This window comes from Paraflavitalea soli (genome assembly GCF_003555545.1).
GTDB lineage: Bacteria > Bacteroidota > Bacteroidia > Chitinophagales > Chitinophagaceae > Paraflavitalea > Paraflavitalea soli.
In genome coordinates this window covers 1,821,184-1,845,701 of sequence record NZ_CP032157.1, presented here as the reverse complement: position 1 = coordinate 1,845,701, position 24,518 = coordinate 1,821,184, and the positions used below count along the sequence as shown (strand labels likewise).

Annotated in this window: 6 protein-coding genes and 1 pseudogene; 4 read left to right on the top strand and 3 right to left on the bottom strand. The window is 50.9% G+C overall.

Annotation, left to right across the window (positions count from 1 at the left end; all coding sequences use genetic code 11):
- Positions 1-3: 3 nt before the first annotated feature.
- Positions 4-609 carry an RNA polymerase sigma factor gene (locus D3H65_RS06785; RefSeq protein ID WP_119049536.1) on the bottom strand — a complete coding sequence of 202 codons (606 nt, stop codon included), beginning with the start codon at positions 607-609 and terminating at the stop codon, positions 4-6.
- 166 nt (positions 610-775) lie between these two features.
- Between D3H65_RS06785 and D3H65_RS06780 the strand changes: the two genes are divergently transcribed.
- The 4 genes from D3H65_RS06780 to D3H65_RS06765 all read left to right on the top strand — a co-directional run bounded on the left by D3H65_RS06780 (position 776) and on the right by D3H65_RS06765 (position 7,911).
- Entirely contained in the window at positions 776-2,554 is a 1,779-nt protein-coding gene (locus D3H65_RS06780) for a DUF885 family protein (RefSeq protein WP_119049535.1), read from the top strand.
- 272 nt (positions 2,555-2,826) lie between these two features.
- A complete protein-coding gene (locus D3H65_RS06775) occupies positions 2,827-5,826 on the top strand; it encodes a SusC/RagA family TonB-linked outer membrane protein (protein ID WP_119049534.1) in 3,000 nt (999 codons plus the stop codon).
- Between the two features lie 29 nt (positions 5,827-5,855).
- The gene (locus D3H65_RS06770) at positions 5,856-7,259 is read left to right on the top strand and encodes a SusD/RagB family nutrient-binding outer membrane lipoprotein (RefSeq protein WP_119049533.1); all 1,404 of its coding nucleotides are present in this window, start codon (positions 5,856-5,858) and stop codon (positions 7,257-7,259) included.
- Positions 7,260-7,449: 190 nt separating this feature from the next.
- Positions 7,450-7,911: a DUF4268 domain-containing protein gene (locus D3H65_RS06765; RefSeq protein ID WP_119049532.1), complete on the top strand. Its 462-nt coding sequence runs from the start codon at positions 7,450-7,452 to the stop codon at positions 7,909-7,911.
- Positions 7,912-7,917: 6 nt separating this feature from the next.
- On the opposite strand, the gene D3H65_RS33275 is transcribed toward D3H65_RS06765, so the two are convergent.
- Together D3H65_RS33275 and D3H65_RS06760 are read right to left on the bottom strand one after the other, a co-directional pair.
- Positions 7,918-8,808: a thioesterase domain-containing protein gene (locus tag D3H65_RS33275; protein WP_245999800.1), complete on the bottom strand. Its 891-nt coding sequence runs from the start codon at positions 8,806-8,808 to the stop codon at positions 7,918-7,920.
- Positions 8,782-24,504, bottom strand: a pseudogene (locus D3H65_RS06760) (non-ribosomal peptide synthase/polyketide synthase); the annotation flags it as partial. The pseudogene D3H65_RS06760 and the gene D3H65_RS33275, both read right to left, overlap by 27 nt.
- Positions 24,505-24,518 lie beyond the last annotated feature (14 nt).

Genomic DNA, 24,518 nt, shown 5'->3' with positions numbered 1-24,518 from the left:
AAATTATTGAACGAGGGAAAGGAGCAGCAGCCCCGCTATGGTCAGCGGCAGGTCTCCTTTTTCGGCAATATATTCTTTCAGAAATACTTTGGCCAGTTGGAGCTGCTTCTTCACTACCTCTTTGGAAAGGTTTAGCTGCGCCGCCACTTCATCGAGCGACAGTCCATTTATTATATAGAGGGTGAAGATGAGCCGGCGGCGTTCGGGCATTTGCGCCATGCCTTCCCGCGCGATGTCCATGTATTCCTTTAATTGTAATTGTTCCGTGGTGGGATCGCCGGCGCCGGTTTGCAGGCGGGCATAGCCGGATTCATGTCGCTCCCTGATCTGACTCAGCCGGAGGGTGTCGAGGAGCTTGTTCTTTGCCATGCGTTGCAGGTAAAACTCCAGTAAGGCGATGCCCACGAGGTCGGTCCTTTTAAGCCATAGTTTGAGGAAAACATCCTGTAGAATGGAATTGAGCGTATCGGTATCATACGCGGTGAAAGGGTATAAGAATAGCCTTAACCGGGGTTCGTAATACTGGTAGAGGGTATCGAACGCTGATTTATCGCCGTGCGCCAGGCGCGACAGCAGCTCTTGCTCATTAAACGGCCGCTCCGAAGGCAATCAGTGTAGTTTATCGGGTTAATTGTTGCTATAGGAGACTGCACGCTGTGCAGCCCGGATCCTTTCAAAAATAGGGAAAGTGAGCGGAATTTTCTTACCAATAACGGTAAAAACTACATCAATAAGCATTACTGTTTTTTCGCAGTCACCCGGTAACTTTGATTGTATGAGATACACTCAAACTGCTTTTGTACTCTTTGCACTTTTGTTGCAGGTGGAGATCAGTATCGCACAACCTTCCAAAAAGGAAGCGCGGTTGCTGCTGCAGACCAGTGAAATGAATGACCTCATGATCCGTTACCAGGCCGACCGTGAAAGTATCCTGCGTTTTTATTCTACCAACGGTACGCGTTCTGAATGGTGGAATCGCCAGGGCCCGGATAATTACAACTCTCCTGAAAGAAGACAACGACTGTTGAAACTACTGGCTGATTACCGGAAAAAGATGACCCAGGTGGATTTTGATGACATGAGCCAGGATGGCAAGGTGGATTGGCTGCTGTTTGACAGGAAACTGGAAGATGCCCAATTCAGATTGGAAGAAGAAGACCGGAAATACAACCAGATCGCTCCTTACCTGCCCTTTTCAGATCGCTTGTATACCCTGATAGCGCCCAGGAGAAGAGGGGCTGTCGTGAATGGGGCACAAGTAGCAAAAGAATTGAATGAAGCCTGCGGGCAGGTACGCCAGTCAATAGCAGCCCTTAAAAAAGGTGATAGCATCCCCTCCAAACAAGCCAACACGGCCACTGCCGCCATCGGTGGTTTGCAGGGGGCTTTAAAAGACTATTATGCTTTCTATTATAGTTATGATCCCTTGTTTACCTGGTGGGTGCCTAAAACGTACACAGCGCTTGATAGCCTGCTGTCGGTATATGCTGACGGCCTTACCCAGAAGAGCCATATAGAATCATTACAAAAAGCTGACGGCAGCGGCATTCCTGCCAACCCGGCAGGAGAAGCGGAGGTGACGCGCCAGCTAAGACTTGAATTCATTCCTTATTCAGTACAGGAACTGATCGACCTTGCCACGAAGGAATTTGCCTGGTGCGATGCTGAACTGCTTAAAGCATCCCGCGAAATGGGATTTGGTGACAATTGGAAAGCTGCGCAGGAAAAGGTGAAAAATTCTTATGTGGAGCCTGGCAAACAACCAGACGCGATGTACGACCTGTACAAACAGTCTGTCGACTTCTTAAAGAAACATGACCTCGTTACGATCGATCCGCTGTCGGAAGAAGACTGGAGCATGTTCATGATGAGTCCTGAACGGCAGCGTACCAGCCCGTTCTTCCTGGGCGGCGAGAACCTCATTATTTCTTATCCCACTAATACGATGAGCTATGACGATAAGATGATGAGCATGCGGGGTAATAATCCACATTTCTCCCGGTCAACGGTGCATCATGAATTGATAGCCGGTCACCATTTGCAAGGCTTCATGACAGACCGTTATAAAAGTTATCGCAGGTTCGATACACCTTTCTGGGTAGAAGGACATGCATTTTACTGGGAACTGGTGTTGTGGGATATGAATTTTCCACGCTCACCGGAAGACAGGATCGGTATGCTATTCTGGCGTATGCACCGTTGTGCCCGCATTATTTTGTCGTTGAATTACCACCTCGGCAAATGGACGCCGCAACAATGTATCGACTTCCTGGTAGACCGGGTGGGACACGAACGGGCGAATGCAGAATCAGAGGTGCGGGGTTATTTCCGGCGCACGGATTACGCGCTGTACCAGATTGCGTATATGATCGGTGGTATTCAGCTTTATGCCTTGAAGAAAGAATTGGTAGACGGCAAGAAGATGAACATAAAATCATTCAATGATGCGATACTCCGTGAAAACAGCATGCCCATAGAAATGTTGCGGGCCATTCTCATTAAACAACCTTTGAAAAAAGATTTTAAAACGAACTGGCGGTTTTACGGAAAGTAAGACAGCACATCCCACCCACCCTCATTCCATAATAGTTTTCAGGATAATGCCCTAATTATCCTGAACGATAAACTGCGCCTATGATACAGGCAACAAGCCGATTAGTTCTTGCCCTATCAGATTGTTAACGTTAATATTTGTTCATTAGCTGTCAATAACCAAACATTGAACCCCAACAGGGTCAGTTATATTTGGCATAGCTAATATGACCATGGGTAAACAGCCCATTTTTCGTAGGAATGTAACAACTCTTTCACCAAAACAGCTGTATTATGAAAAATGCAATTTTGTTGGCGTGTCTATGTGTATGCTGTTTATTCGCATTCGCACAGAAGAAATCAGTAAAAGGAAAAGTCAGTGACAACACGGGTGCACCCATAGCAGGCGCCACCATTACCATTGAAGGTACTGACAGAGCTACTGTATCGGAAAAGGACGGAAGCTTTGAGATCCAGGTATCGCCTGGAGAGCGGCTCGTTATCAGCGCGGTAGGCTATACTGCGCAAAACGTTGCCCCCGGCAATGGAAGTCTGAACGTCGTATTGGCGCTCGCCTCTACGCAATTGGATGAGGTGGTAGTCACGGCGCTCGGTGTAAGAAAAGAAAAAAGGAACCTCACGTTCAGTTCACAGGAAGTGAAAGGAGATGAGTTGCTGAAAGCAAAGGAACCCAATATTGTAAATGCGATGGCCGGTAAAGTGTCGGGTGTGCAGATCACCAGCTCTTCCGGTACACCTGGTAGTTCTTCCAGGATCGTGATCCGCGGCGCCTCTTCTGTATTTGGCGATAACCAGGCGCTGATCGTGCTGGATGGGGTGCCCATCAACAACGATGAGACGGGCAACCTGAGTTCGGGACCTGGTACGAACCGCCTGGCAGATATTGATCCGGCTATCATTGAAAACATCAACGTGTTGAAAGGCGCAGCAGCTACTACCCTGTATGGTTCTTCCGGCGCGCGGGGTGTGATCATGATCACTACCAAGAATGGTAAGGAAGGCCGAAAACCGGCGCTTACTTTTTCGCAGGATCTTTCTTTTGAAAGGCCTTTATTACCGGAAATACAAACAAAATATGGGCAGGGAGAGGCCGGTGTATTCTTTGATGGTGAAACGCAGAAGACAAGCGCTGTGTGGGGGCCATTGATGGATACGCTGCGCATCAATGGTAAGCCTGCTCCGAAGTATTCTCCTACAGATGATTTTTTCCGCACGGGTGTCACCAGCAATAGCACGGTGAGTGTGGAAGGTGGCGGCGCCAGCTCCGGTTACTTCCTCTCCTATTCTTACCTCACGCAGGATGGTACCGTGCCCGGCACGGATTATAAAAGGCATTCGCTGTTTACGAAGTATACTACACGTATCTATAAGAACCTGACGAGTACCTTTCAGTTCAACTATATCAATTCCAAAAACGACCGTTCACCGGAAGGATATGTACTGGAGAGCCCGCTATGGACGGTGCTGACTGCGCCGGTAAGTTATAACCTTCAACCGGCTACCAATCCGGATGGATCACAACGCCTGTATCGTTTCTCCCGCAATAACCCATACTGGGTAGTAGATAATATTTACAACAGGGCTGCTGTGAACAGGTTTGTGCCGGTCATGACCTTTAACTATACCCCCCTCCCCTGGTTGTCCATTGTAGAAAGGATTGGCGCGGATATCTATTCGGAGCAGGATAAATACAAAGAGAATATCGGATCAGCAGCTTTGCCAACGGGCCGCATTATAGAACGCAACCTCAACTTCAGGCAGTTCAACCATGATCTCATTGTAAATGCACACAAGGAGTTTGGTGATTTTAATGTGGAGGTGCTGCTGGGTAACAACCTGTATTCCCGCTATGTGCAAACCTACCAGCAAAACGGCCTTGGGCTAAGTGTAAATGGTTTTGACAATATCAGTGCGGCTTCTACGATCACGGCTACGGAAGATCATTCGGAGGTGCGTAAAGTAGGTTTTTATGCGCAGGCCAACGTTGATTATAAAAGGCTCCTGAACCTGTCATTGACAGGCCGCTATGACGGCAGCTCGGTATTGGCCAAGGACAATAGCTTTTATCCGTATGGATCTGCTGCGTTGGGATTTGTGTTTTCAGAACTGCTATCGCCTGAAGTGAGAAGGGTATTAAGTTTTGCCAAGGTAAGGGTTTCTTACGCGGTGGTAGGTAATGATGGTGTAGGGGCCTACTCGCTCAATACACCTTTTGAACCCGCGGCGGTTGGTAATATCAGGTTTCCGCTCAGCGGGCAGTCTGGCTTTCTGTTGAGCCGGACACTGGGTAACCTCTCGCTGAAAAATGAACAGATCGGTGAATTTGAAACGGGCGTGGAAGCCAGGTTGTTTAACAACAGGCTTAGCCTGGAGGTTTCTTATTTCAGGAAGAAAACAACGAACGGCCTGATACCCGGTGTGGCCATCGCACCATCTACAGGCTATACAGGCACAACGGTGAATTCGGCAGAGATGGAAAACAAAGGCATAGAGGCATTGGTGAATGCTACGGTGGTCAAAGCCGGTAAGTTTAGCTGGGACCTTGGGCTGAACTTTACCAAGATCAATAATAAAGTATTGGCGATCTATGATGACCTGCAACAGCTGGGTAATGGATTTACACAGGTGATCGTAGGGCAACCTTATGGTGTTAAATACGGAGGCCGGTACAAACGTAACCCCGACGGGCAAATATTGATGGACAATACAGGTTTACCTATCCGCGCTGCCACAGACAGCATTATTGGCAATATTACGCCTGACTGGATGGGTGGCATGAACAATACCTTCCGCTATGGCAATTTTAGCCTCAGCATCTTCTTTGATATGAAGAAAGGCGGTGATATTGAGAACAATGTAGATGGCTACGGCTATTTTTATGGAACACCCAAAGCAACGGAAGACAGGGCGCCCCGTATAGTGCCGGGCATCAAAGAATCCACCGGCAGAACAAATGACGTGATGGTTACGGGTCAGGATTATTTCAGAAGGCTCAATGGTATTACGGAGTCGGTGATACAGGATGGTACTTACCTCAAACTGCGCAACGTAAGCCTGAGTTATAACGTGAGCCCCTCGCTGCTGGGACGCACACCATTTAAGGCATTATCATTAACGGTTACGGGAAGAAACCTGTGGATCCACAGTCCTCATTTTACCGGGGCCGATCCGGAGGTGAGCTCCTTTGGTTCTTCCAACGGGTCGCAGGGTATTTACTCTTTCTCTACCCCTACTTCGCGATCCTTCAATATTACCGTACGTGCAGGATTTTAACCGTCACTGACACCTAAAATGAAATTATTATGAAGAAGTTAATATATATGCTTTGCCTGGCGACACTGTTTGTAACAGGCGGCTGCAAGAAATTCATAGATGTAAACGATGATCCCAACAGGCCCCTCGCGGTACAGGAAGCGCTGATCCTGGCGCCGGTGGAACTGGCGATATCCCATCGCCTGGTGTCGGGCGCCGATGGACTGGCGCCCATACTGGCACAGCACTATATGCAGGTAGTGGCGCTTAACCAGCCGGTGCCCAATCATGGTACGTACCTGGTGGTGAATTCGGAACTGAATGGCGACTGGACAACAGTGTATGTGGATTGTCTCAACAATTTGAAAATACTGAATACACAGGCGGAAGGCAACGGCAATTATCACTATGCCGGTATCGCCAAGATACTTTCAGCCTTCTCGCTGGCAACAGGTTCGGATTGGTGGGGTGATGTTCCTTATAAGGAAGCCTTATTGGGCAGTAATAAATTTACCCCGGTGTACGATGCGCAGCAAAGCGTTTATGCCTCCGTTCAATCGCTGTTGGATGCCGGCATTGCGGATATCAATAAGAACCTGGGAAAGGTACCGGGCAATGATGATAATTTTTATAAAGGGGATATGGGCAAATGGAAGCGGCTGGCATACACCTTGAAAGCGCGCTATTATATGCACCTTACCAAGGCGCCCGGCAATACGGCTGCTGCCCAGGCTGACCTCGCGCTGCAGGCCCTGCAGAATGGTATGGGTACAAATGGTGATGACCTGAAATACAAATATCCCGGTGGCGCAGGTGGTGAAGTACAATGGTATTGGAGTTTTGATCCGGTGTCTACGCTGGTACTTTCCTCGGCTTTTGTCGATACGTTAAAAACCAGGAATGACCCACGCTTACCCATTATGGTGGCGCCGGCTACGGGCACTGGTTTGTATACAGGCAGGGCGATTGGAACACCGACTGTTGGGCCGCTGGCGAATTACTCACTTCCCGGCAACTTTTTCAGGAAGCTTGATGCAGAAAACTATATCGTCTCGTATTCGGAAGCCTTGTTCCTCAAAGCTGAAGCTACGCTCATCAAATCTGGTTTTGCTGCAGCACAACCGATCTATACTGATGCGGTAAAATCGCATATGCAAAAGCTGGGGCTCGATCCGGCTGGCGGGCCTGTTACCGCTTACCTGGCTGCAAGAGGAACCTTAACGGCTGGCAATGCATTGCAGCGTATTATCGAAGAAAAGGTGATCGCCAACTTCTTAAATTTTGAGAACTGGACGGACTGGCGGAGAACAGGATTCCCGCTACTGACAAGGGTGCCCAATAGTTTATCGGATATACCACGCAGAATGCTGTATCCGCAACTGGAGCAAACATCTAACCCCCAGCCGCAGCATGCAGCCCTTATAACTGACAGGCTGTGGTGGGATAAACCATAGTTTGTTGTAGAAACAAGCACATAACGGGATTAACCCTTGATAGCACAGTCATCCTTTGGCTGTGCTATCTGTTTTTAGCAGAATACATGTACCTGTATGATGAAAAATAACCGCAGGCTGCGGCTAAAAAGAAGGATGAAGATCAATGAGTGGGGTAAAGGGCCGTATCTTGCAATAATAATGTATTGGCATGTACACCAGGGAGGAAGTATCTAAACAAAAGCAAGCATTCTGGACAGCATTCGGCAAGTATATGCAGCCGGTGTTATCGGCTGAGGGGCAACCAGTCAGCTGGCTCAATTATAAAACGGGGGTTGGCGGTATTCACTTTAAAATGGATGCCGACCGGGACCGCGCAGTCATAAAGATCCAGTTGTCGAACAGTAACCCCACGACGCGGCAGTTGCACTACGAACAATTTCAACAATTAAAAACCTTCCTCGAAGCTACGCTGGGAGAAGATGACTGGGTGTGGGAGAATGCTAAGCAGGACGAATACGGCAAAACGATCAGTAGCATCAGCAAAACGCTCCCGGGTGTCAATATCCATCAGCAGGCTGACTGGGCCACTATTATCTCCTTTTTGAAACCCCGGATCATCGCATTGGATGAGTTTTGGGGGATGGTGAAACCTTCCTTCGAAATGATATAGGTAACTTTATACAGAACACTCTCCCAATTTTCTTTTTATAATCTCTCCCAACACCCGCGCTCCAGCTTCCTTAATCATAGAGAAATGATCACCAGGCACCAGCAATGGAATCGCCTGGCTGGTTCTTTTCTGCCAACCGAGATCTTCGCCCCAATCCTGCCAGGCGGCTTCTGCTGCGCGGGCGATGATGAGGGGTGCTTTGAGCCGGCCCAGCAACTTATAATCGAGCAAGGCATTGGTGAGCCGGAGCTGCAACAGGCGGAGTCCATGGGCCAGGGCGCCATGAGGATCAGGTTGGGTTTTGGCTATCCAGGTGGTTATCTGGTGGAAATTGGTCATGACATCCTCGCCGGTCAGAGAGACTTCCATCGCCAGCAGATCTGGCTCACTGCCAGTGAGTGTCCATTTGTAAGTAGTGAACATATCGGCTACGGCCTGCCACGCAAAAGCCACGGGATCATCAATACGCAGTCTGCGCTTCTGTGGATGCTTATCGAGCATAGCAATACATTCAATCACTTCCCCCTGCTGCTCCAACTGGTGTGCCATTTCATAGACCACATGGGCGCCAAAGGAATGACCGATCAGGCGATATGGACCCGAAGGTTGTACTTCGCGTATCCACCTGTTGTGCAAAGCGGCTATCTGGCGGATATCGGTGAGTGGTTTTTCGCCCTCAAACACACCCTGCATTTGTATGCCATATACGGGGCAGACACCTGTAAATTCAGTCGCTAATTCATCATACCCTTCACTGATACCGTTGGAACCAGGCACGATGAAGATGGGCCTTCCTTCACCTGTTGGCTGTAATAGCAGCAGGTGCCTGTTGACAGGCGACGTTATGATGGGGGAAGGCGCTGACTGCTGTGTTGCGGGCGTCTCTGCTACGACCATTTGTTGTATAGCTCTTGCCTGTTCGCGGATGGTTTGGTATTGGTATAGGTCCCGCAATTGTAAAACCAGACCCTCTCCTTTCATGCGGTGCAATAACCGGATCATGATGAGGGAATGGCCTCCCAACTCAAAGAAATTATCAGTAACGCTTACTTGTTGCTGACCCAGCATTTCCTGCCAGAGCTTCACCAGTATCTCTTCGGTAGGACTGGCTGGCGTGAAGACCTTAGCGCGCTTCGTTTTGACAGGTTTAAGCAATGCGAGTTGCTTCCGGTCCACCTTACCATTGGGCGTTAAAGGAATGGCCTCTACGGACACGATGGACGCAGGTACCATGTATTTGGGCAGGCCCGCTTTTAATTGTTCCATGGCTTTATCAGCTACGTACTGTTCACCGGTCACCACAAAGGCTACCAGTTGTTTCTCCTGTTCTTCGTTCATGGCGATCACGGCTGCTTCTTTTACGCCCTGCAACTTCAGCAAGGCGGTTTCTATTTCCCCGGGCTCAATCCTGTATCCTCTTATTTTCACCTGGTTGTCGATCCTGCCCAGGTATTCGATATTGCCATCTTCTCTCCACCTGCCCAGGTCACCGGTGCGGTACATGGTTTGTGCTGGTATCGGGCTGAAAGGATCCGGGACAAAACGCTCCCTGGTTAATGCCTCCTGGTGCAGGTAACCGTGGGCCAGCCCTTTCCCTGCCAGGCATATCTCGCCTGCCACTCCTATTGGCTGCAAACGCTGGCTTTGATCCAGTATATAGACACGTGTATTGGCAATGGGCTTGCCAATAAACACAGGACCTTCATTGGAGAGCCTGTACATGGTAGAATAGGTTGTATCTTCTGAAGGGCCATACAGGTTGCGCACTTCCATTGCCTGGGTATCGAGTTGCATGAGCAGGCTTTGGGGAATAGGCTCGCCTGCCATATTCAATACGGATACTGGTGAAAGATCGACTTCTGCTGCCAGCAAGGCCTGTACCATCGACGGCACAGTATTGATCAATACGTTTTTGTCGCGAGGAAGGTAATTGCCGATCTGCAAGCCGTTTTCGAGCAGCCTGATTGGTATACCACTGGTGAGGGGATAGAACAATTCAAAAATGGAAAGGTCGAAGCAAATTGATGTGACGGCATATACGCAGTCTACATTGCTTTGGCGAAACTCGTCCTTACACCAACTAATAAAGGCATACATGCTTTCGTGACTGATCATGACGCCCTTTGGCCGACCGGTTGAACCTGACGTATAGATCACGTAGGCCAGCTGATGAGTAAGGGGGGTGGGTAATATCTGCGGATCAGCGGACAAGGTAAGTTCTATTGTATCCAGGTCAATGCGCTGGTGGTTGCCTGGCAATATGATGGAAGATTCTGTAAGCACCAAGGTAGTACGGGAATCTTCCAACATGAAACGTGTACGTTCCGCAGGATAGGCCGGATCGATGGGCACATAGGCCGCGCCGGCCTTCAATACGGCCAAAATAGCGATGACCATATTGATGGACCTGTTGACACAGACAGCCACGCATTGTCCTTCTTTGATCCCTTTACCCGCCAACAGCCGGGCCAATTGTGTGGAGCACTCATTCAATTGTTGGTAGGTAATGGTTTGCTCCCTGCACAGTACAGCAGTGGCAGAAGGCGTTTGCTGTACCTGCCGGGCGAAGAGGTCGATGATGGAAGTGTCGGCAGGATAATCAACGGTGGTATTGTTGAATGTTTCGAGTAACTGCCTGCGCTCCTGTTCGTTGGGCAACGCGAGCTCTCCGATGAGGGCCTGGCTATTTTGTACCAGTGTTTGCAGCAGGTGGATGTATTGGTCCAGCATGCGTTGGATGGTAGCAGGGGAAAAGAGATCAACAGCATACAGTAAAGAAAAGCGTATGCCTGTAGGGGATTCCCGCACATTCATGGTAAGGTCATATGGTACGGTGATAGCTGCTGCCCGCAGGTTGGATTGGGTACCTGCATTCTCCGCAATACCCTGCAGGACGGGCCTGGTATCGGCATTGGTATGCTGCCAGGCAAACATGACCTGGAATAAAGGCGTACGACTAAGGTCGCGCTCGGGCTGCAGGGCTTCTACCAGTTTTTCGAAGGGCAGGTCTTGGTGCTCATAGGCCTGCAAGGTGGTTTGCTTTACTTGTTGTAGTAAGGTTGTAAAGGTGCTGCCTGTTTCCACCTGGCTGCGCAGTGCCAGTGTATTGGCAAAAAAACCAATGAGGTGTTCTGTTTCCTGTTGACTGCGGCCCGCAACAGGTGTGCCTACACAGATATCTGTTTGCCCGCTATAGCGGTGTAACAATACCTTGAAGGCAGTTAATAAAAGCATGTATAGGGTAACGCCCTCCTGCTGTGCCAGCCTAGTCAATGCATCGAGTTGTTGATTATCGATGTTGGTAATGATGCCTGCACCGCGCGCAGTTTGTACAGATGGACGGGGAAAGTCGGTCGGTAATTCCAATGGCGGCACCTGTTGCAATTGCTTTTTCCAATAGCTGAGCTTATTATTCAATACCTCCCCCTGCAGGTTGTTCCTTTGCCAGATGGCATGGTCGCTGTATTGCACGGGTAAATCTTTTAAGGTGGCCGGCCGATGCTCCAGGTAACTATTGTACAATTCTGCCAGCTCTTCGCGCAGGATGTTAACGGACAAGCCATCTGCGGCAATATGGTGCATGAGCATGAACAGGCAATGCTCCTGCTCACTGAATCGGACCAGCCATACTTTCAGCATATTGTCGCGGGAAAGATCGAAAGGAGTTTGTGCCATGGTATCCCAAAACTGCTGTACGCTGCCGTGGACTGCCATCAGTTCTTCGGCCTGGTGGTATTGAAGATTCCAGGCTGTGGCTGGCTGGATAGACTGGTACCCTACTCCCTCTTCCTGGCCAATAACTGTACGCAATACCTGGTGCCGTTCTACAATTTTTCGGAAAGCAGTGGTAAGGAATCCCACATCAAGGTGCCCATTCCATTGAAGGCGGTAACGCATATGGTATTGTGTACTACCCTGCAGCTGGTGGATAAACCAAAGCCGTTCCTGTGCAAAGGACAGAGGAATGGGCCCCTGCCAATCCTTCACAGGCATAAGGGCGGGTATGGAATGCTGTTGACCGGTGAACAGTTTGTTGGCCAGTTCCCTGATGGTGGGATACGTAAAAATATCTTTGATGCCGGCTTCTGTATGCAGTTCTTTACGAATGGCGGCAATGAGCCGCATGGCGATGAGGGAATGACCACCGAGACGGAAGAAATTATCGTGCACGCCGATCTTTTCTATGCGTAGCAACCGCTGCCAGATGGTGACCAACGCTTCTTCTTTGCTATTGGCCGGTGCTTCGTAAGTGGAAGCATTTCCGTGGCCGGCTGTAGCAGCCATAGCCTGTAGTTTACGCCGGTCGGCCTTACCACTGGTATTGCGTGGTATATCTTGTACCTGTATCAATACCGGCGGTACCATATAGGCTGGCAATTGTTCGCGGAGGTATTGTAGTATACTTTCCTTTTGGGTGTCCTTTGTTGCCACATAGTAAGCAGCAAGTGTTTTATCGCCTTGTACATCTTCCTGTATGATCACCACACCCTGGCTGATGCCTGGGCCTTGTTGCAGTACACGTTCTATTTCCCCTGTTTCGATACGGTACCCCCTGATCTTTACCTGGTCGTCCTTACGACCGATGAATTCGATGCTACCATCGTGCAGCCGCCGGCAGGTATCGCCCGTGCGGTATAGTCTTCCCTGGCCGGTAAAAGTATCGGGGATGAACTTTTCAGTGTTCAGTGCGGGTTGATGAAGGTAACCACGCGCCACCTGGATGCCACCAATATACAATTCGCCGGCTGCGCCAATGGGAAGCAACTCCTGCGAAGCATCGAGTATATAGGCAGCGGTATTGCCTACGGGTTTGCCCAGGGGTACGCTGTTGCCGGCAATAGGAGCACCGGCCTCACAATGGTACTCCAATACGCTAATGGTGGTTTCTGTGGGACCGTATTTGTTATAGAAATGTACGAATGGGGTCCATTGACTGGCCAGGGCCTTGCTGCACATTTCACCACCGGCCACAACACGCTTCAGGCCTCCGTAGGTACCAGGCTCCATGGTATTGAGGAAAGCAGGTGTGGCATGTATATGGGTAACGCGCTGCTCTTCGAGGTAGGCCGCTAACCAATATTTATCGGTACGAATGGCCTCGCTCACCAATACAAGTGTGGCGCCATTCAGCAGGGGGAGGAATATCTGTTCTATGGATGCATCGAAGCAATAGCTGGCGAGCTGGAGTATGCGGTCATCGATCGTAATGCCAAAATAGCGGGACTGGTAACTGAGGTAATTCACGATGGACTGATGTTCTACCAATACGCCTTTGGGTTTGCCGGTAGACCCGGAGGTATAAATCACATAGGCCAGGTGATGGGGCGCTGGCGGCAATTGCACCTGAGTTGCAGTGATTGGATCGGTGATGGCTTGTTCTATAGTGATCACCTCTCCGGTAAAATGTGTTTTTACCATGGCACTGTTGGCTCTGTCGGTAAGTATACGTGTAGCACCTGTATCTTCCAATATATACTGAATACGGGCTGCGGGGTATTCCGGGTCGATGGGGACATAAGCGCCACCAGATTTTAATACGCCGAGCAGGGCGATGATCATTTCGGGAGACCTGTCTACACAAATGGGCACGAGGGTTTCGGTGGTCACTCCCCTGCTGATCAAATAGGTTGCCAGGCGTTGTGCGCGTTGATCCAACTGCTGGTAGGTTAAAGCGGTGGTGCCCATGGTGAGGGCTGTTGATACGGGTGTTTTGCGAACCTGTTCTTCAAAGAGCGTTATTAAGGTAGCCTGTGCCGGAACATCAAAGCTGGTATTGTTGTCTGCCACGCGTAATTGCTGCTCTTCAGCCGGCTGCAGGAATTTCAATTTGCCAATGGGTCTTTCGCTGTGCAGGACAATCTGCCGCAGGAGTTGTTCATAATGGCGCAGCAGGCTGGTGATGGTGCGCTCTTCAAAAAGATCACTGCCATACACCATGTGGAGGTACAGGCCATCGGAGGATTCTGTGATGCTGAGACCAAAGTCGAACTTGGCATTCACGCTGCGGTTGTTTTCTTCATAGAAGCGGATATCGCCCAGTTCAAACTCATCGGCATCGGGTGTGTTTTGTAAGGTGAGGGTGACCTGGAACACAGGTGTACGGCTGAGGTCTCGTTCCATATCGAGGGACTCCACCATTTTTTCAAAGGGCAGGTCCTGGTGTTCATAAGCGCCGAGTGTGGTATGCTTCACCTGTTGCAGGAGGTCTTCAAAGGATGCATTGGCATCTAACTGACTGCGCAGGGGCAGGGTGTTGACAAAGAACCCGATCAGCCCTTCCACTTCCTGTTGCTGGCGGCCTGCAATGGGGCAGCCGATACAGATATCGGACTGACCGGTATACCGGAACAGCAATATTTTCAATGCGCTCAGCAAGGTCATGAACAAGGTAGCTTCCCTGCTTTGGGAAAGTTGTTGCAACTGATCCAACAGGGCTTTATCGAGGAGTGTACTAACGGATGCTCCATTGATGCTTTGCATAGCAGCCCGTGGACGGTCGGTTTGTAATTCCAATGGAGTAAGGCCGGTCAACTGGTCTTTCCAGTACTGTACTTTTTCCTCCAGTACTTCACCAGACAAATGGTTGCGCTGCCAAATGGCATAGTCTGTATACTGCACGGGTAAGGGTTTCAACAACGGCGCACGGTGCTGCGCCTGGCTTTGGTAGAGCTCGGTAAGTTCATTCACGAGGATGCTGATGGACCAGCCATCGGAGGCGATGTGGTGCATCAATACTACGAGGATATGTTCTTTATTGGATATTTCCAGCAATCCTACTTTCAACATGGGATCATTGGCCAGGTCGAAAGGCTTCCTGATGATGCCCTCTATCCATTGCTGCCTGCTTATGCCAGACAACGCCAGCGCTTCGGCCTGGGTGCTCTGCATTGTCCAATCGTTGGCCGGCATGATGTGTTGGTAACCGATACCATTTTCCTCGCGGATGACGGTACGTAAAACGGTATGCCTTTGGATGATGGCGCGGAAAGCATTTTCCAGGTAGGCATTATGCAGCTGACCTTCCAGTCGCAATACAATGGGAATATGGTATTGAACGCTTCCCTGTAACCGGTCGATAAACAATAAACGTTCCTGGGCAAAAGACAAGGGTATCTTATCTGCCGGAGCGGTGGGTTGTATAGCAGGCAATAGTTTCACCTGTGCCCGATCGGCCAGGAGGGTGGCCAATGTATGGATGGTAGGCGCTGCAAAAAGATCGCGGATACCTGTTTCCATGCCCATCTCATGGCGGATGGCGGATACCACGCGCATGGCCAGCAGGGAATGTCCGCCGATGGAAAAGAAATTGTCGTGGATGCCTATTTGTTCCTGCGACAGGAGTCTTTGCCAGATGGCTGCCAGTTGTGCTTCGGTTGCATTGGCTGGCGGTGTGTAAGTATTGGTATTGACGGCTGTGTCGGTGATGGGCAGGGCTTTCAGTTTTTGTTTGTCTACTTTCCCATTGGCGGTAAGGGGCATGGCTGCAATGGGTACTATGCGGGAAGGAATCATGTAAGCGGGCAAACTGCTTTGCAGTTGCGCCAGGATAGCAGCTCTGTCGAACACTGGTTCGGCTACTGTTTGCTGATCTGGTGTGCCGGTCTCTTTCATGACCACAAAGGCCACCAGGTCTTTGTGGTTTTTGTTGCTGTCCTGCAGGGTGATCACAGCTGCCTGCTGTACGAGGGGGATGGCGAGTAATATATTTTCTATTTCGCCGGGTTCTATCCGGTGTCCCCTGATCTTTACCTGCTCATCTTTGCGGCCGAGGAATTCAATGGCGCCGTTGGCTGTCCACCGACCCAGGTCGCCCGTTTTGTACAGGCGCTGACCGGCATTGAAGGGATCGTCGATGAATTGGCGGCTGGTGAGTGCGGGCTGGTTCAGGTAGCCACGTGCCAATCCATCGCCTCCTACGCAGATCTCTCCTACTACGCCTACAGGACAAAGGCGGCGATGATCGTTGAGAATATATGTCCGTCGATTAGCCAGGGGGTAACCAATGGGCACTTCCTTGCGCAGGTCGGCGGTATGCATGGGGAAGGAAGTAGAGAAAGCGCTGTTTTCGGTGGGGCCGTAAGCATTGATGATCTTTAGATGGGGACATGCATCCCTCAGCTTCGCGAAATGAGCCAGTGACCCCTTCTCCCCTCCTGTCAGCACGGTTTGCAGTGACTGGAAGAGGCTGGTATCTGCTTCTATCAACTCATTGAACCAGCCGGTGGTGAAAAACATGGTAGTGGGCTGCTGTTGCGCGATCAATGCTTTCAATGCTTTTATATCGAGCAGGGTTTCCTGTGTACACATTACCAGTTTGCCGCCATTCAACAAAGCTGCCCAGTATTCAAAAGTGCTGGCATCGAAGGAAGGGGAACCCGTTGAGAGAATGACCTGCTGATTGTCCAAAGTCATATAGTCTACGTTCTTCACCAGGCTTACAATATTCCTGTGTTCTATCTGCACCCCTTTGGGGGTACCGGTGGAACCGGAGGTATACATGATATAGGCCAGGGATGATGGACGTATAAGTACTGAAGGCCTGCCTGTGGGATATTGTGACAAGGAGATCTGGTCAATATTGATACTTTCACAGGTTGCCGGTAAATCACCGGGCAGGGATACCTGGGATTGCGAGAGTATAACGGCTGCTCTTGTATCTTCCAGCATGTAGCTGATGCGGGAAGCAGGATAGGCCGGATCGATAGGTACATAGGCTCCTCCCGCTTTCAGGATACCGAGGATACTGATGATGAGATCGACAGACCGGTGCATACAAACGGGCACGAGGGTTTCCTCCCCTACTCCTTTGGTGAGGAGGTAATGGGCCAGTTGATCACTGCGCTTCGACAATTGCCGGTAAGTGAACGAGGTATCTTCAAATACAAGGGCTATGGCATTGGGCGTTAGTAGCACCTGTTCTTCAAATAGCTGGACCAGGTCTTTATGCGCGGGATAGGTGGTTGCTGTATTGTTGAATGCGTATAGCAATTGTTTCTCCTCTTCCCTGGCTGTGAGTTTTAATGCGCCCACGGGCGACCTCCTATTGGCCATCAGCTGCTCCATTAATTGGCCGTAGTGGGTGAGCATATTGCGAATGGTCAATTCACTGAAGAGATCACTGCAATAGGTCATGCTGAGCAATAAGCCATCAGGAGATGCGGTAAGGGTAAGGGCCAGGTCGAACTTGGCGGTGACGGTACCAGTGCTTTCGGGAATGATGTGTAAATCATTAAATCCGGGGCCTTCTTCTGCTGCCGGTGTTTCCACGCTGAAGACTACCTGAAATACGGGTGTGCGGCTCAGGTCCCGGTCAATGTCGAGGTTTTCTACCATTTTCTCAAAGGGCAGGTCCTGGTGTTCGAAGGCCGCGAGTGTTGTTTGTTTTACCTGATGCAGCAGTTCTTCAAAGGAGGCTTCCCCGCTTAGCTGGCTACGCAGGGGAATAGTATTGATGAAGAAGCCGATCATGCCTTCCATTTCGACCTGCAAGCGACCTGCTGTGGGACTGCCGATACAGATATCGGTTTGCCCGGTATAGCGGAACAACAATATTTTCCAGGCGGTGAGGACGGTCATGAATAAGGTGACCTCCTGCTGTTGGGAATAAGCGAGAAGCTGATCCAGCAGGTCTTCACTGAGCAGTTTGCTGATGGTTTTTCCCTGTATGGATTGAATGGCCGGGCGGGGATGATCGGTGAAAAGTTCAAGCGGTGTAACGCCTGTCAATTGGGTTGTCCAATACCGCCGTTTTTCTTCCAATATTTCTCCTGCGAGGTGTGTACGCTGGCGGGCAGCATATTCGCGGTATTGCATGGGCAATGGCGGCAGGTCGATGGGCTGTTGCTGGGTAATGGCCTGGTAACCTGCAGTCAGTTCCTGCAGCAAGATGGCGATGGACCATCCATCGGCTGCGATATGGTGCAGCAGGAGCAGCATTTTATAATCCTGCTCCCCGGTGCGTATGAGGTATACTTTGATCATGGGATCGTTAGCCAGGTCGAAAGGTGTTGCGATCAGTTCATCCATGTATTGCTGCAAGCTGTGGTGTGCAGCCAGTACATCGGCGGCCTGCAGGTATTGCAGGTTCCAGTCTGAGGCAGGCTGTACGTACTGGTAGCCCACGCCATTTTCCTGGCGTATGACGGTGCGCAGCACTTCATGCCGTTCTATAATGTTGCGGAAGGAATTATTAAGGGCTTCCACATCGAGGTTGCCGTGTACCCGGAACATATAAGGCATATGGTACTGCACACTGTGCTGCAACTGATCGATGAACCATAGGCGTTCCTGAGCAAAAGACAAGGGACTGCGCAGGGCCAGATCATCAGACAACTGCAGGATATCCTGCGGTTCCTGCCAGGACCTGGTGACCTTGCCCACCAATTGCCGGATGGTAGGATACAGGAAGAGGTCGTGGATCTTTACTTCGATGGCCAGCTCTTTCCGCATGGCTGCTATGAGGCGCATACCGAGAAGGGAATGACCGCCCAGCCTGAAGAAATTATCGTGCATGCCGATGCTTTCCACGCGGAGCAAGGTTTGCCAGATGGCTGCCATTGCTTTTTCCATTTCGTTGAGTGGCGGTGCATAAGGAATGGCCGGCTCTTCTGCGGAGGCGGCCAACAGTTGTAAAGCCCGCTTGTCGGTTTTGCCATGGGCGGTGACGGGTATTCTCTCTACGGGTATTAAACGGGCGGGGACCATATAGGCGGGCAATTGGTTGTGTAACCAGGAGAAGGCGGAGCCTTTTTCAAATTCACCGGAGGTGACAACGAATGCTGCCAGTGCGGTACTGCCCTGTTGATCCTGCAGGAGCATTACCACGGCCTGGATAATACCGGGCGCCCGCCGGAGTGTGTTCTCTATTTCACCAGGCTCTATCCGGTAGCCACGGATCTTTACCTGCTCATCTATCCGGCCCAGGTATTCAATATAGCCATTGGGCAGCCGGCGGCAGTTGTCGCCGGTCCTGTACAATCGCCCACCAGTGGTGAATGGATCGGGTACAAATTTTTGTTGGGTGAGTTCGGGCAGGTTGAGGTAACCACGGGCTACCTGAATGCCACCAATATAGAGTTCGCCTGTAACACCGGTTGGTACGGGATTCATGGCAGCATCCAAAATATAGGCTGTTACGTTGGGACCGGGAACACCAATGGGTACGGTGTCTGTTGCCGGTGAAAACAGACTACCCTCGTTCTCTATAACGGTGACGGTTGTTTCGGTTGGACCATACTCATTGTAGCAGGCGACATAGGGCGACCAATCCTTTATGAGGGAATGGGGACAGGCTTCGCCCCCGGAGATAATGCGTTTGAGGGAACCATAGCTGCCGGGAGTGAGGGTGCTGATAATACCGGGTGTTGTATCAAGGTGGGTGATCCTTTCCTTGCGCAGTAGTTCTTCTATATGGTAGCTGTCCCTGGCGGTCTCTTCACTGGCGATCACGAGGGTGTGGCCATTGAGCAGGGCCAGGAATATTTGCTCTACGGAGGCATCAAAGCAATAGCTGGCCAACAGCAATACGCGTTCCTCGGCTGTGAATGCATAAGCCTGTGTACGGCGAAGGATCATATTGACTACTCCCTGGTGTTCGATCAGTACGCCTCTGGGTTTGCCGGTAGAACCGGAGGTATAGATCACATAGGCCAGCTGCTGTGGTTGCAAGGGGTGGTGAATGCGCGTAAAGGTAGTTCCCTGCCAGGCTGGACCGTCTGCCTGGATGATCGTCCCTGTAAACAATGGGGTGAACAGGTGTTGGTGGGCGATAGTGGTAAGGGCTATGGACGCTTTTGTGTCTTCGAGAATATGGCGCAGGCGCTCTGCAGGATAAGCAGGATCGATGGGTACATAAGCGCCTCCTGCTTTCATGATGGCCAGGAGGGCTATGATCATATCCATGGACCTGCTGCAACACACAGGCACCAATGTCTCTGGCTGTACTCCCTGTGCCTGCAGATAAGCGGCCAGCTGGTCTGCGCGATCGTTGAGATCTTTATAGGTGATGGAGTTTTCTTCAAAGACCAGTGCGGTGGCGGCAGGTGTACTACGCACCTGTTCTTCAAAACGCTCTACGATGGTATGCCCCAGGAAAGCGGGTTGTACATTGTTGTTGTGTTGTCCGGTCATTTGGGCAGCTTCTTCTTCGCCCAGCATGCTGAGGCTTCCTACGGGTGTGGCGCTATTGGCGGTGATGGCCTGCAGCAGTTGGGTGAAATGATCGAGCAAACGCTGGATGGTAGCGGGATAAAACAAGGCGGTGGCATAGAACATATGGAGGTACAAACCTTCGGGTTCTTCCTTCACATCGAGGCTAAGGTCGAACTGTGCAAACTCGCTGCCTTCCATTTCACCGGAAAACCGGATACCTTCCAATTCCAACGTCTTGCTGCCGGGCATGTTCTGCAAAGCAAACATTACCTGGAAAACGGGTGTGTGGTCCATATCGCGTTCTACTTCCAACGCTTCCACTATCTTTTCAAAAGGAAGATCCTGGTGTTCATACGCATCGAGGGTAGATTGTTTTACCTGTTCGAGCAAGGTGCTAAAAGGCATATTAGGCTCTACCTGGCTACGCAGTACGAGTGTGTTGACAAAAAAGCCGATCATGCCTTCCAGTTCCTGCTGCTGGCGACCGGATATGGGTACGCCTACACAGATGTCTGACTGTGCACAGTAACGATGGAGCAATACCTTGAATGCGCTGAGGAGGGTCATGAACAGTGTGGCGCCCAGCTGTTGGGAAAGCTGCAGGAGGGACTGGTGCAGTTGGCTATTGAGCACGCGGGTGATGACGGCTCCACCTGCGCCGTTATCCCGGCTACGTTTATGGTCGGTGGGCAGGGCCAGTGGTTCGGTATGCTGTAATTGATCTTTCCAGTAATTGAGTTTTTGCTGTAATATTTCTCCTGCCAGGTACTGTCTTTGCCATATAGCATAGTCGGTATACCTGATGGGCAGCTCCTTCAGATTGGGTGTACGTTGCCGGGTGAGGCTACTATAGAGTTCCATTAATTCTTCTACCATGATGCCGATGGACCAGCCATCGAAGGCGATGTGGTGAATGGTGGCTATGAGCTTATATGCTGAGGTACTGATGGTAATCAGTTCGACCCGCAACATGTAATCGGCAGAAAGGTCGAAGGGAGCAGCTATCGCTTGCCTGCTGTATACCTGCCATCCATTTTCCCCGCCGGGTATGGTACGAATATCTGTATGCTTCATGTGCCATGCGGAGGCAGGCAGTATTTCCTGGTAAGCAATACCTTCTTCTTCGCGTATGACAGTACGAAATATACTGTGCCGGTCGATGAGAAGGCGGAAAGCTGTTTCCAGCCTATTCCTATCCAGGGTTCCCTGCAACTTAAAGACCCAGGGCATATTGTAGGCTACGCTGCCCTGCAATTTATCGATGAACCACAGGCGTTCCTGGGCAAAGGATAAGGGAACGTGTTGTTGCTGGATGTATCGTTGTATGCGTGGCTGGCTGGTTGTTTGCTTGCGGTTAGCTACCAGGGTACAGAGGCTGCGGATGGTTGGCGCTGCAAATAGTTCCCGCACCTGCACTTCAATGCCAAACTCATGACGCAGCAGGGCGATGAGGCGGATGCCTAACAGGGAGTGCCCGCCGCGTTTAAAGAAATTGTCGTTGGCGCCGATGGTATCGATGGCCAATAGCTGTTTCCAGATAGTGGCCATACGTTCTTCCCATGCGCCTGCAGGCGCTTCGTATTGTATGTTGCTGGTTTCAACAGGTATCTCTGCCAATACTTTCCGGTCTACTTTCCCATTGGAGTTAAGGGGAAAGGCCTTCAACTCTACCAGGAAAGAGGGGACCATGTATTCGGGCAGGTTTTCCTTCAATTGCTGCATGGCCTGGGGCTGGTGGAAGGATGCATTGACTACGAGGTAGGCAATGAGCTGTTTTACCCCTTTGATCTTATCGACGGCCAGTACTACGGCTTGCTGCACACCGGGTATGGATAGCAAGGCATGTTCAATTTCGCCGGTCTCTATCCGGTAGCCTCTTACTTTGACCTGGGTGTCGATCCTGCCCAGGCATTCAATGAGTCCATTCTTTTTGCGGCGTGCGAGGTCACCAGTTCGGTACATCCTGGCCCCGGGATAAAATGGATCGGGCAGGAATCGCTGAATGGTTTGTTCTTCCCTGTTGAGGTAACCTCTTGCTACGCCTACACCCGCCAGGTATAGTTCGCCTACTACGCCTACAGGCACAGGTTTGCCGTATTCATCGAGGATGTATGCCCGCATATTGGCCAGGGGGGTGCCTACATCGGGGGTGGCCACCTGGTCGAGGTAGGCCTGGTCGCATTGCTGGAGGGTGGCGGAGACGGTGATCTCAGTAGGGCCATATTCATTGAAGAAGGTAGCATAACCTGACCATCTTTCTGCGAGTTCTTTGCTGCAGGGTTCCCCGCAGTTCACCACGCGTTTGAGTCCGCCATAATGGCCTGCTTCCATTTGGGTCAGGAAACCTCCGGTGGCCTGCATATGGGTAACGCGGTCACGCACCAGTATTTCTTTCCATCCGTCGAGGCGCTGATGCCTGCTGATGAGTACAAGGGTAGCGCCATTAAAGAATGCCAGGAATATCTGTTCTACAGAAACATCAAAACAATAATTGAGGAATTGGAGAATGCGATCGTCAGTAGTGACGCCAAATCGTTTGGTGAGGGAAGTGATGAGGTTGGTAACACCGCGCTGCTCAATGAGCACGCCCTTGGGCTGTCCGGTGGAGCCAGAGGTGTAGATCACATAAGCCAGGGATCGTGGGGTAATGCCCAGTGGCAACGGGGTATCGGGTAGTGAGTTAACGGACGCTTCATCCTCTCCTGCGCAAATGCAGTAACAGCCAGCCTGCTCCAGCAAATGTTTGTGGGAAGCAGCTGTGAGGGCCAGGGTGGCGGCTGTATCTTTTATCATGAACTCAATGCGGGCGGCGGGATAGGTAGGATCAATGGGTACGTAGGCTGCTCCTGTTTTCAGGACGGCCAGTATACTGATGATCATATCGAATGAGGGGTCGAAGCAAATGGGAACGAAGGTCTCTTGTGTGATGCCCTTTGAGCGGAGATAGCGGGCCAGCTGGTTGGCGCGCTTATCAAGCTGTTCGTAGGTGAGTTGTGCACCTTCGAAGACCACGGCGGTGTTGGTGGCAAACTCCTTCGCCTTGCGGGCAAACAAGCTTGCAATGGTCTCTTCAGCAGGAAACTCGGCTGCGGTATCATTGCAGGTGTTGATTACCCAGGCTTCTTCGGCAGGCGAGATCATGGACAGCTGACGAAGTGTGGTGCCGGGATTATTTACGACTGCGCGGAGTAGTTGTTCGTAGTGACCCAGCATGCGGTCGATGGTATCTTCTTCGAAGAGGTCGCTGGCATAGATCATGTTGAGGACCAGGCCCGTGGAATCGTTGGTGATGGTGAAGGACAGGTCGTAGGAGGCGTTGATGCTGTTGCTTTCTGCGGGCTTTAACTGTACGGCGCCTAATTGGAGTTGACTGGTTTCGGTGCGTTCTTCCAGTGCAAACATCACCTGGAAGACGGGGGTTCGACTCATGTCTCTTTCTACTTCCAGCACTTCTACTATTTTTCCGAAGGGCAGATCCTGGTGTTCGAATGCCTGGAGGGTATTGTTCTTTACCTGGTGGAGGAAGGACGGGAAGGATTGTTCGCCATCGACCTGGTTGCGTAAGGCGATCATGTTGACGAAGAAGCCGATGAGAGCTTCCAGTTGTTCCTGCTGTCGTCCGGCAAAGGGTGTACCTACACAGATATCGGATTGGCGTGTGTATTTCCATAATAAGATGTTGAACACACCCAGGAGAGTCATGAATAAGGTGACGCCTTCCTGGTTGGACAAACTATGGAGCCGGCTGGTCAAGGACCGGTCCAGCTTGCGGGCGAGGGCGCCGCCATTCAGGCTTTGTACCAGTGGACGCGGGAAGTCGGTGGACAGGTCGAGCGGCGCCAGGTCTTTCAACTGTGTTTCCCAGTAATGCAGTTTTGTTTGCAACAAACTACCGGAGAGGTAATCGCGCTGCCAGATGGCGTAATCTGCATATTGCAGTGGCAGTGGCTTTAGGAGGGATGGCCTGTTGACCAGGAACTGCTGGTAAGTGCTTACCAATTCTTCTATCAAGACACCAACGGACCATCCATCAGAAGCTATGTGGTGCATCAATACGACGAGGGAATGTTGCCGCGGCGACTCGTTGATCAATGCTACCCTGAGCATGGCATCATTGGCCAGGTCAAAGGGCTGCGCTGTCCATGTTTCTATATATTCCTGTATACTTTGTTGTGCTGCCTGTATTTCCTGCGCGGTTATTTGTTGTATGCTCCAGGTATCGCCTGGCAATATGACCTGGTAGCCAATGCCATTGGCTTCGCGGATCACAGTACGCAATACTTCATGGCGTGCGATGATGGCGCGGAAAGCGCTTTCCAGGATTGCTACGTTCAGCGCTCCTTCCAACCTGCATACAAAGGGCATATGGTATTGTATGCTCCCTTGCAGGCGGTCGAGGAACCAGAGGCGTTCCTGGGCAAAAGATAAGGGTAACTGATCAGGTCGCTCTACTGCGG

What these genes read in the sequence shown, in the direction of transcription:
- D3H65_RS06770 (WP_119049533.1), top strand. Translation starts at nt 5,856, where the DNA reads ATGAAGAAGTTAATATATATGCTTTGCCTGGCGACACTGTTTGTAACA.
- D3H65_RS06765 (WP_119049532.1), top strand. Translation starts at nt 7,450, where the DNA reads ATGTACACCAGGGAGGAAGTATCTAAACAAAAGCAAGCATTCTGGACA.
- D3H65_RS06775 (WP_119049534.1), top strand. Translation starts at nt 2,827, where the DNA reads ATGAAAAATGCAATTTTGTTGGCGTGTCTATGTGTATGCTGTTTATTC.
- D3H65_RS06780 (WP_119049535.1), top strand. Translation starts at nt 776, where the DNA reads ATGAGATACACTCAAACTGCTTTTGTACTCTTTGCACTTTTGTTGCAG.
- D3H65_RS33275 (WP_245999800.1), bottom strand. Translation starts at nt 8,808, where the DNA reads ATGGTCGTAGCAGAGACGCCCGCAACACAGCAGTCAGCGCCTTCCCCC.